The following is an 11,613-nucleotide window of genomic DNA, read 5'->3' as shown; positions in this document are numbered from 1 at the left end:
CATCGTTATGAGAGGACGCCGCCGCATCAAGAGGAAATCCGCCAGATGACGCATACGTTCTAGCCTTGCGTCGCATTGGCCACAGCACCCAAATCGAGGCGCGGCCGTGCGTAGGCCGCCCAAAGCTCCGGCCACGGATTGAGGCGCCAACCTCCCACCGGCAGCCAACGAGGCCTGAACGGCTATTCAATTTCGAATCAAATGACCCGCGGAAAGCGGGCCATGGCCTCCAGGTCGTCCAGCAGCATGTGGTTGCGCATATAGCTCTGGCCGGCGTCGACCAGGGGCTGGTGGTCCCACTGCGGTCGCCGCCCGACCTGTCCCGCCGCATCCACAAGCCGCCGGCGCGCCTGGCTGGCCAGCACCTGGCGGTTGACGAGGTCCAGGTTCCAGCGGCGGGCGATTTCGCCCCGGAACGCCGCCACCGCGTCGGCCCGCTCCGGAGCTGTGGCCAGATTGACCCGCTCGTTGGGATCGCGCGACAGGTCATACAGCTGGTCCGGGTCGACGGGGCAGTGGATGAACTTCAGGGGGCCGCGGCGCAGCATCACGATGGGCGCAATCGCCCCCTCCCCCAGATATTCACCGACCACCTCGTCATGCCCGGCGCCGCCGGAGAGGTGCGGCAAGAGGCTGCGGCCCGCGATCGGGGCGGCGTAGTCGGGCGCTGCGCCGTCGGCGCCGATCTCGGCCAGGGTCGGCAAGAGGTCGAGCAGCGAGACCGAGCCGCCCACGCGCCGCGCGCCGAACATCCGCGGCGCCGAGACCATCAGCGGGATGCGGCAGGCCGGCTCGAAGAAGCTCATCTTGTACCACAGGCCCCGCTCGCCCAGCATGTCGCCGTGGTCGCCCAGCAGCATGACCACCGTGTCCTCGGCCATGCCGCAGGCCTCCAGCGCGCCCAGCATCGCCCCGATCTGGTCATCCACATAGGCGCAGGCGCCGTAATAGGCCCGGCGGGCGGCGCGCACCTGCGCCTCGCTGACGGACTGCTGGCTGAGGCCGATCACGGTGCGCAGCCGTTCAGAATGCGGATCAAGGGGAACGTCGCCCTCGCCCACCCGCGGCATGTCGATCTCGTCGTCCGAGTGGCGGCCCCACCAGGGCTCGGGGATGGTGTAGGGATCGTGCGGGTGGGTCATGGACACCACCATGCAGAAAGGCCGCCCGTCCGGCGCCCGGGCCAGGTCGAACAGCCGCCGGCGGGCGGTGAAGATCACCTCCTCGTCGAAGTCGAGTTGGTTGGAGCGCGCGCACGGCCCGGCCTGGGTGACGCTGTCCATGGTGTGGTAGAAATCGAGCCGCTCGCCCGGCCGCGTCCAATCGGCGGTCCAGCCGAAATCCGCCGGATAGATGTCGGTGGTCAGCCGCTCCTCGAAGCCATGCAGCTGGTCCGGGCCGCAGAAATGCATCTTGCCCGACAGGATGGTGCGATAGCCGGCCAGCCGCAGATAGTGGGCGAAGGTCGGGGTTTCGGCGGCGAATTCCGCGGCGTTGTCATAGGCGCCGATGGCCGAGGGCAGTTGCCCTGACATGAAGCTGAAGCGCGAAGGGGCGCAGAGCGGGCTGTTGCAATAGGCGCTGTCGAACACCACCGCCCGCTCGGCCAGGCGGTCGATATGGGGCGTGCGGGCGACCTTGCCGCCATAGGCCGCCAGGACCCCGGGGGTCATCTGGTCGACCATCAGCACCAGGATGTTCGGCTTCTTGGACGGCATGCGGCCTCCTGGGCTCGGCGTTACGCTGCGGGTCGCCTGAATAATTATTCAGCCAATAACCTCGCGCCGAAACCCAAGGGCGGCAAGAACGGATGCGACTTTTCAGGCTGACGCGCCGCCCAGCGGGCATCCAGTCCGCCATGCGGCTGAACGTCCAGTCAATGCTACTCCCAGGCGGCGTGCTCGATCAGCTCCATCACCTCGGCCAGGATGGCGGTCATGGCCGTGGACGCGGCGCCGGAATCGCGGGCCTTGATCGCCTCGACCACCCGCTCGTGCGCGGGCACGCTGGCCTGGCGCACGCCCTTCTGGGAATTGGTGAAGCGGATGGAGATGCGCAGCGCCGTGTTCACCAGCTCGTGCAGCTGGATGTAGAACGGGTTGCCGGTCGCATCGAGAATGGCGACGTGGAAGGCCACGTCCGCCGCCAGGGGATCGTCCTCGCCGCGCTCGGCCGCCTTCATCCGCTCGATGCCGCGCCGGATGCCGGCCAAACCCTCGGCCGTCGCATGACGGGCCGCCAACGCCGCGGCGGTGGGCTCGATGGCCAGCCGCACCTCGGTGAAGTCGCGCAGCAGCTTCAGCGAGAACTTGCGCTCCAACAGCCAGCGCAGCACGTCGGGATCGAACAGGTTCCAGGCGCTCTCCGGCTGCACGCAGGTGCCCTGGCGCGGGCGGGCGCTCAAAAGGCCCTTGGCGGTCAACATCTTGACCGCCTCGCGCGTCACCGAACGGCTGACCCCGAACTGATGGGCCAGCTCGGCCTCGGTGGAGAAGGGATGGTCCACGCCGTAGCTGCCGCCGACGATCGACTGGCCGATCGATTCGACCAGGCGGTAGGTCATGTTCGGCCCCTGCCCCGATCGCATCGCGCTGCGGCTCCTGATCATCTGAGCCCGCCGACGCCCGGGTCGGTACGGTACTCGGCCTCGGCCAGTCCAGGCACGTCCGATTCGAAGATGAACAGCGCCCCCGCCAAGGGTTGCGCCCGCCGTTCCTCGGCCGTCAAGCCGTCGCTGGCCGAGGTGACGAACATCAGCTTCAAATCGGGGCCGCCGAAGGCGACGCAGGTCGGCTGGGAGATCGGCAGCGAGATCGTCTCGACGACAGAGCCGTCCGGCGCATGACGGACCACCTCGCCGGCGCCCCAGCGCGCGCTCCAGACAAATCCCTCGGCGTCGACCACCGCCCCGTCGGGATAGCCGCGCGCGACCTCGCCGAAGCCGCGGCGGCCGGACAAGGCGCCGGTCTTGGGGTCGAGGTCATAGGCGTACATGGCCTGCTTGGGCGAGTCGGCGAAATAGAGGGTGCGGCCGTCCGGGCTGGCGGTCAGGCCGTTGGAGATCGAGACGCCGGCCTGGCAGACGGTCAGCACGCCGTCAGGACCCAGCCGCCACAGGCTGGCGCTGTCCGCCCCGGCGCGGACCTCGTCCTCGACCATGGTCCCGGCCCAGAAACGGCCCTGGCGATCGGTGCGCCCGTCGTTGAAGCGGCGGCCGGTCCCGCCGGCCTCGGGCCGCGCGATCCATTCGACCGCGCCGTCGCCGGGCCTGAACCAGGCCAGGCCGGTTTCGAAAGCCACGACCAGAACCCCCGGCCGCCCCTCGACAAAGGCGAAGGAGCCGACGCGCTCGGGCGTCGCCACATCCGTGATCGTCTTGCTCGCCAGGTCCAGGCTACGCAGGCGCCGGCTCTGGATGTCGGTCCACCACAGGCGCTGCTCGCGCACGTTCCACAGCGGCCCCTCACCCAGGATGTCGCCGGCTTCGATGACCTCGATCAGCTTGGGCATGGGCTCACCAGAAGGTCTTGTAGAGGGCGATCAGGATCAGGATCACGCCCAGGCCGGCGATGTTGAAAACGGTCGAGGTGGCATAGCTCACCCCGTCGAGGCGGACGGTGTTGACCTCGCGCGCCGAGGCCGGCCGCGCCAGCGACACGGCGACGGCGGCCGCGAGACAGATCAGGAAGACGATGCTGACCCGGTTCATAAAAGGGATTTCCGGGAAGCGCCCGGGCGCAAGGATCGGAGCGGCGTAGAACAACGCGGAAAGCAGGAACGAGCCGATCGCAGCCGTCAGGGCGCCGGCCGTCGTCGCCGGCTTCCAGAACAGGCCCAGCATGAAGATGACCACGATCCCCGGCGTGAAGAAGGCGGTGAAATCCTGAATGAACTGAAAGCCCTGCTCGAAACTGCCCAGCAGAGGCTTGGCCATCAGGATGCCGACGATCACCGCCGTCACCGCCGTGATACGGCCGACAAGCACAAGCTGGTGCTCGGACGAATTTTTCCGGAGGTGCTTATAGACGTCGAGGGTGAAGATGGTGCCGATCGAATTGATCTTGGAGGCCAGCGAGGCGATGATCGCCGCCACCAGCGCCGCGAAGACCAGGCCCAGCATGCCGGGCGGCAGCTGCTTCATCATCGTCGGATAGGCCTGGTCGGGCCGCTCCAGATGCGGCGCCAGGATCAGAGCCGCCATCCCGGGCAGGACCACGATCGCCGGCACGAGCAGCTTAAGGTACGCCGCAAAGGCGATGCCGGCCTGGGCCTCACGAATGCTCTTCGCCCCCAGGGCCCGCTGGATGATGTACTGGTTGAAGCCCCAATAGGACAGGTTCATCACCCAAAGGCCGCCCAGCAGCACGGCGACGCCCGGAAGCTCCTTATAGTGCGGGTTGGAGGGCGACAGGATCATCTGGAATTTGTCGGGGAAGCGGCTGAGCAGGATGTGGAAGCCCGCTGCCGCGCCCCCGCCGCCAGCGATCTTGTTCAGTGAAATGAAGGCGATGATCAGGCCGCCGGTGACCAGCAGCGCCACCTGGACGATGTCCGTCAGGGCCACCGCCTTCAGCCCGCCCCAGAGCTGATAGGCCAGGGCGAAGACGCCCAGGATGATCAGGGCGTAGAACTGGTCGACGCCCGTCACCGTGTGGATGGCCAGCGAACCCAGCCAAAGGATCGAGGTCAGGTTGACGAAAACGTAGAGCAGCAGCCAGAAGATCGCCATCACCGTGCGCACGCTCGGCCCATACCGTTGCTCCAGGAACTGCGGCATGGTCGAGACATTGTTGCGCAGGAAGATCGGCAGAAAGAACTTGCCGACGATCAGCAGGGTCAGGGCCGCCATCCACTCGTAGGACGAGATGGCAAGGCCGATGGCGTAGCCAGAACCCGACATGCCGATGATCTGCTCGGCCGAGATGTTGGCCGCGATCAGCGAGGCGCCGATGGCCCACCAGGGCAGGGCCTTGCCGGCCAGGAAATAGTCGTTGCTGTCCTTTTCGTGGCCGCCCTTGTCACGCGAGACCCACTGGGCCAGGGCGAATATGCCGACCGCATAGGCGGCGAGGACGGCGATGTCGATCGTCGCGAGGTTCATGCGCTTTCCTTGGATTTCCTCTGTTCTGCTGCTTTTTCTGCGGCTTTCAGGTCTTGCTCGACGTCGCGGCCTGCAGCGCGCCCATCAACGCCCCCGCCTTGCGCCGCACGGCCTCGGGCGTGTCGCCCGGCCGATAGATCTCGCCGCCTATGCCGAAGCCGTCGGCGCCGGCGGCCAGCCAAGGCGCCAGTTCCGCAGGGCCGACGCCGCCAACCGCGAACACCGGCACGGCGCTCGGCAGGACGCTCTTCAGCGCCTTCAGATGGCCGGGGCCGTAGGTCGCTGCGGGAAACAGCTTCAGGCTGCGCGCGCCGGCGGCCAGGGCTGCAAACGCCTCGCTGGCGGTGGCGAAGCCGGGCATGACCACCAGGCCCGTCTCGACCGCCCGCGCGATCACCGCGGGGTCGGTGTTGGGGGTGACAATCAGCTTGCCGCCCGCGGCGCGGACCGCATCCACATCCGCCGGCGTCAGCACGGTTCCCGCGCCGCAGAGGCAGCGATCACCAAAGGCCCGCGACAGCCGCGCGATGCTCTCCAGCGGCTCAGGCGAGTTCAGCGGAACCTCGATCACCCGGACGCCCGCGTCGTAGAGGGCCTGGGCGACGCCCACCACCTCGTCCGGTTTGACCCCGCGCAGGATGGCGACGATCGGCGGGGCGTCAGCGGGCCACATGGGGCGCGTCCTTTCCGGTCTCGAAGATGGCGACGAGGCCGGCCAGGGCGCAGTCCTCCCCGCTCAGCGACCGCACGGCGACGCCACGACGCGCCAAGGCCCGGCCATAGCGCTCGGCCAGGGCCGGGTCGCCGATCAGCGCCACCTCGCCCGCCTCGCGGCCGAACTGGGCCAAGGCGCCGCCCACATCGGCGCCGATCAGGAGGCCCGACAGGAAATCCATGGCGAAGGCCGCGCCCCAGCCGTCGATCAGTTGCCGGCTGCGGGTTTCGAACAGGGCGTGCAGAAGGCCCGCCTCGGCCGTCTCCTCGGCCCGGGCGAGGCCCAGGGCGAAGCCGTCGCCGGGCGTCGCCGCCTCGCCGCCGACCCGGCCCAGGGTGCTGTGGTCGCGCAGGAGGGCGAACAGCTCGCCGGTCATGGCGGTCTGGAAGCCGGTGATGCGGCCGTCCTCGATCACGGCCCACTTGGCGTGGGTGCCCGGGTGGCAGACCAGCCGCCGCCCCTGGCCCAGCTCCGGCGCCAGCCGGATGGCGCCGATGATCTGGGCCTCTTCGCCGCGCATCACGTCGGGCGCGCCGCGGGGGTTCTGGCCGGCGACGCCTGGGACGATGGCGACCTTGAGCCCCTGGACCTCGAGCGCCACCGCCAGCCGGCGCAGGTCCGCCGCTCCGGCCGGGCACGGCGCGTAAGGCGCCTCGACCCAGCCGTTGCGCGAGCCGACCATGCCGCAGAGCAGCACCGGCAGCGGGCCATGCCGATCGATCCAGGGCTGGATGCGGGACATGAGGATCGCCGCGTGCGGCTCGGCCGCGCCCACCGCGCCGGGCCCCGTCTTACGGTCGATCACCCCCGCCTCGCCGCACAGATAGAGGCGAAGATGCGAGGTGCCCCAGTCGCCGGCGATGAACAGGGGCCCGGTCAATGGGACTCGCGCGTGACTACGGCGCCGCTGGAGCCGACCAGGAAATCGAGGTCGGCGCCCTTGTCGGCGCCCAGCACGGTGTCGACATAGAGCTTGGCCCAGCCGCGGGCCGGGGCCGCGGGCGGCGGACCGGCCGCCAGGCGTCGCGCCTCGAGTTCGGCATCGCTGACCTTCAGCTCCAGCCGCCGCCCGGGGCCGTCCAGCTCGATCAGGTCGCCGGTCTGCACCAGGGCCAGCGGCCCGCCGGCGCGCGCCTCGGGCGAGACGTGCAGGATCACGGTGCCAAAGGCGGTGCCGCTCATGCGGGCGTCGGAAATGCGCACCATGTCCCGCACACCCTTGGCCAGCAGCTTGGCCGGCAGGGCCATGTTGCCAACCTCCGGCATCCCCGGATAACCCTTGGGCCCGCACCCCTTGAGCACCATGACCGAGGTCGCATCGACCTCCAGGTCGGGGCTGTCGATGCGCGCCTTGTAGTCCTCGATATCCTCGAACACGACCGCGCGGCCGGTGTGGGTGAGCAGCTCGGGACTGGCGGCGTTCGGCTTGAGGATGGCCCCGTCGGGGCAGAGGTTGCCGCTCAGAACCCAGACGCCCGACGACGGGCCGACCGGCTGGTCCAGCGAGGCGATCACCTCGGCGTTGAAGCATTCGCCCTGGTCGGCGATCTCGCCCATGGCGTGGCCGGAGACGGTGACCGCATCGCGGCGCACGTGGCCGCCCAGAGCCTTAAGCACCGCGGGAACCCCGCCGGCGTAGCAGAAGTCCTCCATCAGGAACCGGCCCGAGGGCATCAAATCGACCAGCAGGGGCACTTCGCGGCCGATGATGTCGAAGTCCGACTGGACCAGCGGCACGCCCAGGCGCCCGGCCAGGGCCAGAAGATGCACCACCGCATTGGTCGAGCCGCCGATCGCCGCATGCATGACGATAGCGTTCTCGAAGGCCTCACGGGTGGCGATCTGGGACAGACGCACATCCTGGCGCACCAGCTCGACCATCCGTCGCCCGGTCCGGTGGGCCAGGGCGAAGCGGCGCGCGTCAACCGCCGGCAGGGTCCCATTGTGCGGCAGGGACAGGCCCATGGCCTCGATCAGGCAGGACATGGTCGAGGCCGTGCCCATGGTCATGCAGGTGCCGTGGCTGCGCGACATGCCGCTCTCGGCGGCCATGAAGTCGGCCAGGCTCATCTCGCCGGCGCGGACCTCCTCTGAAAACTTCCACACGTCGGTGCCCGAGCCGATGTCGCGGCCGCGGAACTTGCCGTTCAGCATCGGGCCGGAGGAGATCACCATGGTCGGCAGATCGACGCTGGCGGCGCCCATCAGCTGGCCGGGCGTGGTCTTGTCGCAGCCGCCCAGCAGCACCACCCCGTCGATCGGATTGCCGCGGATCGATTCCTCGACCTCCATGGCCAGCAGGTTGCGGAACAGCATGGCGGTCGGCCGCATCTGGGTCTCGCCCAGGCTCATGGCCGGGAATTCCAGCGGCAGGCCCCCGGCCTCCCACACCCCGCGTTTCACATGTTCAGCCACGTCGCGCAGATGCGTGTTGCAGGGGGTGAGTTCGGACCAGGTGTTGCAGATGCCAATCACCGGACGGCCGTCGAAAACCTCGTCCGGCAGGCCCTGATTCTTCATCCAGCTGCGGTGAATGAAGCCGTCCCGATCGATCTTTCCGTAGGTTCCGGCGCTGCGAAGCCCCTTGCGGCGGTCGTCCGTGCCCATCGCGTTCCCTAAATCCTGCGCGCCGGCCGTTCGCCGTCTCGTCACTGATGTGTTCGATTTATATGATAATAAGCCACCTTGTAAACCCGGCGAAACGTCGGTTTGGCGCCGAGGTCGGCGTCCCGATGGGCATCAAAAGCGAACATGAGCCGACAGGATAGGGCCGCCGCCGTCTGCGGCCAAGGCCCGAGACTGGGCGTTTGTGGGTGCAACGACCTCGAATCGATCGTGCGGGCCGAGACGACGAGGCTCCCGCAACAGCTTCGTCGCCAGGGGGCCGCCCCGCCCGAATTCTCGGCTCCAGACCACCCCATGGCGGTCGCGTTGACAGCGCTGGACCTTTTTGTATGATAAATCACATAAGGCTGACTTTTACAGCCCGACGCACAGGGGGGAGACTCATGAGACCGATCGAACGCGCCCTTTTCAGCGCCGCCAGCGCTATCGCTGTCGCGGCCGCCTGCAGCGGCGCCATGGCCCAGACGGCCGCCGCCGACCAGGCCAAGCCCGCCGACAAGACCACCGTGAGCGAGGTCGTGGTCACCGGCGTGCGCGCCAGCATGCGCGACGCCATCGCCCAGAAGAAGGTCTCGGCCAATATCGTCGAGAGCATCTCCTCCAAGGACATCGGCGTCCTGCCCGACGTCACCATCGCCGACGAACTGGACCGCCTGCCGGGCATCAACGCCACGCGCGACCGCGGCAACGACAGCCAGGCGGCCGTGCGGGGCCTCGGCCCCCGCCTGGTGCTGGGCCTGGTCAACGGGCGCGAGGTGGCCTCCTCCGAGCCCGACCGCAACGTGCGCTGGGAGATCTACCCCTCGGAGGACGTCTCCGGCGTCACTGTCTACAAGTCGCAGTCCGCCGACCTGATCGCCGGCGGGGTGGCGGCGACCATCGACATCCGCACCCTGCGCCCGCTGGACTATTCCGGGCCGAAGCTCGTGGTCCGGCTGGGGCCGCTCTATAACGACGGCGGCGCGTCGATCCCGAACTATTCCCCCTGGGGCCTGCGCGGCAGCGCCGAATACGTAGCCAAGATCAACGACGACCTCGCCGTTTCGGTGGGCGGCAGCTACCAGCAGCAGAAGAACGGCTACGTCTCGTTCCAGGGCTGGGGCTACAACACCCCCTATACCGGCAGCCCGCCGACCCTGAACGGCGTGGTGATCAACACCCCCTGGGGCGCCCAGACAGAGGTCGACGGCCTGACCGAGACCCGCGGCAGCTTCACCACCGCCGCCCAGTGGAAGCCCAGCGACCACTTCGAGGTCAATTTCGACCTGCTCTATTCCGACGTCTCCATTGACGAGAACCAGGAGCAGGCCTGGTATAGCGCCAATGGCAAATGGGGCGACTGGGGCGGCAACAACGCAAATAGCTGGGATCCGTACAATTCCGCCAACGGGACCTTCACTGTCGTGAACGGCGACGTCGTCGGGGCAACACTGTTCGGAACGCAGGACTGGATGCGCGCGCCGGTGACCAACGTCATCGCTCACTACACGGAGGACAAGAGCCTACTGGCCACCGGCCTGAACGGGGTCTGGCGCAATGATGACTGGAAAGTCCGCGCCGATCTTTCCTATTCGGGCGCCTGGCGGACCAACAAGTGGCAAGCCGTTGAAAGCGGCCTCGCCTCTCCGCCCGCGTCCTTGAGTTTCTTTACTGGGGCGGGATCGGCGCCCTCGGTGACGGCCTCATCCAACCCGGCCGATCCGACGGCTCAGGCGTGGTTCTATGGCGCTAGCACCGGCCCGGAGCATCTGAATGACGAACTCGGCGCCGCGCAGATCGATTTTAGCCGCACGCTCCACGGAGACTTTTTCACCGGCATTGATTTCGGCGCGCGCTACTCGCACCGGGTCAAGGGTCACGACCTGGAACAGTGGAATGAAAACCAGACCGGAACCCCATCGTCGTCCCTGCTGAGCAGCTTCACAGTATCCGGGTTGAACGTCCCGGCCTTGCTCAACGGGAATTTTGGAACGATCGCAGCCGCAGCCTTTGGCGGCTTCAATACCAGCAATTCCAACGTCGTCTTCGCCAACAGCATGCCGACCGCCTTCCAGAAGAACGCCTATTGGAAGGTTCGGGAGGGCGATGCTGAAGCCTACGTCAAGGTGGACTTCAGCCACGATGTCGCCGGTCGCCAGCTGACCGGCAATGCCGGCGTGCGGGTGATTTCCGTCGACACGACCAGCAACGGCTTCCAGCGCTTGAACAACGCAACCGACAGCAATGGCTTTGCCCTCTACACGCCTGACAACGCGAGCAATAAATACACCGAGGCGCTACCGAGCCTGAACCTGAACTATGCGTTGACGGACAATACAAAACTCCGCTTCGGGGCTGCGCGCGTGATCTCGCGCCCACCGCTGGACGAACTGCGCGCAGGCCGTTCATTGTTCAACCAGACGCTGCCCTATACCGGCACGGCGGGCAATCCAAAGCTGATGCCGTTCCTGGCCAACCAGGTCGACGTCTCCTGGGAGTGGTATTTCCATCCGGAGTCGATGCTCGCCGTCGCCGCCTACTACAAGAACGTCGACAGCAATATCGGCTACAAGACCTCAACCGCCACCATCGACGGGACCAACTACCTGATCACCGGCCCGTTCAACGGCAAAGGCGGAGACATGGAGGGGATCGAGCTGACCTTCCAGACCCCGTTCTACTTCGTGCCGCACCTGGATCACTTCGGGGTCTATTCGAACCTGGCTCTTGCCGGGTCCAGCGTGAAGGAGTTCTCGCCGGTCAACAATCCGCTGCCGATGGTGGGCCTGGCCAACACCACCGCCGAGTTCGACCTGTGGTACAGCCAGGCGGGCTTCGACACCCGGCTGGGGCTGAAATACCACAGCCCGTTCACGGTGATCTATGGCTGGGACGCCTCGCAGCTGACCCGGCTGGAATCGGAGACCACCCTCGGCTTCAGCGCGTCCTACCAGTTCAACAAGAACTTCTCGGTCCGCTTCCAGGCCAACAACCTCACCGACCAGGTCTCGCGCTACTACTGGAACAACGATCCCCAGCAGCTCGCCCGCTACGACAAGTATGGCCGCAGCTACCTGTTGGACTTCACCTACAAGTACTGAGCGGGTTGGGATTTGCTTGAACCGGCGATGGCTATGGCGAGCCCCCTCCACCACTTCGCGGTCCCCCTCCCCCAACGGGGGAGGAATTGGGG

The 11,613-nt window shown here is 67.4% G+C and carries 8 protein-coding genes; 1 reads left to right on the top strand and 7 read right to left on the bottom strand.

The genetic code is table 11. From position 1 onward, the window contains the following. Positions 1-197 precede the first annotated feature (197 nt). The 7 genes from betC to KCG34_RS25255 all read right to left on the bottom strand — a co-directional run bounded on the left by betC (position 198) and on the right by KCG34_RS25255 (position 8,423). Positions 198-1,718 (bottom strand): choline-sulfatase, encoded by a 1,521-nt coding sequence (gene betC, locus KCG34_RS25285; RefSeq protein WP_211938353.1) that lies wholly within the window; start codon positions 1,716-1,718, stop codon positions 198-200. A 164-nt stretch (positions 1,719-1,882) separates the two neighbouring features. Beyond that, on the bottom strand, positions 1,883-2,587 hold the full coding sequence (locus KCG34_RS25280; RefSeq protein WP_211938352.1) for a FadR/GntR family transcriptional regulator: 705 nt from the start codon (positions 2,585-2,587) through the stop codon (positions 1,883-1,885). A 17-nt stretch (positions 2,588-2,604) separates the two neighbouring features. Continuing rightward, positions 2,605-3,510 (bottom strand): SMP-30/gluconolactonase/LRE family protein, encoded by a 906-nt coding sequence (locus tag KCG34_RS25275; protein WP_211938351.1) that lies wholly within the window; start codon positions 3,508-3,510, stop codon positions 2,605-2,607. 4 nt (positions 3,511-3,514) lie between these two features. Continuing rightward, the gene (locus tag KCG34_RS25270; protein WP_211938350.1) at positions 3,515-5,101 is read right to left on the bottom strand and encodes a sodium/sugar symporter; all 1,587 of its coding nucleotides are present in this window, start codon (positions 5,099-5,101) and stop codon (positions 3,515-3,517) included. 46 nt (positions 5,102-5,147) lie between these two features. Then, positions 5,148-5,774, bottom strand: a complete 627-nt coding sequence (locus KCG34_RS25265; protein WP_211938349.1) for a 2-dehydro-3-deoxy-6-phosphogalactonate aldolase — start codon at positions 5,772-5,774, stop codon at positions 5,148-5,150. Beyond that, complete coding sequence (locus tag KCG34_RS25260; RefSeq protein WP_211938348.1) at positions 5,761-6,696, bottom strand: 2-dehydro-3-deoxygalactonokinase; 936 nt, start codon at positions 6,694-6,696, stop codon at positions 5,761-5,763. The genes KCG34_RS25265 and KCG34_RS25260 overlap by 14 nt, the downstream gene beginning before the upstream one ends. Continuing rightward, on the bottom strand, positions 6,693-8,423 hold the full coding sequence (locus KCG34_RS25255; RefSeq protein WP_211938347.1) for an IlvD/Edd family dehydratase: 1,731 nt from the start codon (positions 8,421-8,423) through the stop codon (positions 6,693-6,695). The genes KCG34_RS25260 and KCG34_RS25255 overlap by 4 nt, the downstream gene beginning before the upstream one ends. A 401-nt stretch (positions 8,424-8,824) precedes the next feature. Here KCG34_RS25255 and KCG34_RS25250 point away from each other — a divergent pair, with 401 nt between their 5' ends. Beyond that, a complete protein-coding gene (locus KCG34_RS25250) occupies positions 8,825-11,521 on the top strand; it encodes a TonB-dependent receptor (protein WP_211938346.1) in 2,697 nt (898 codons plus the stop codon). Positions 11,522-11,613: the final 92 nt, after the last annotated feature.

Origin of the sequence: Phenylobacterium montanum (assembly GCF_018135625.1) — a bacterium.
Lineage (GTDB): Bacteria > Pseudomonadota > Alphaproteobacteria > Caulobacterales > Caulobacteraceae > Poindextera > Poindextera montana.
This window is presented reverse-complemented; position numbering and strand designations above follow the sequence as displayed.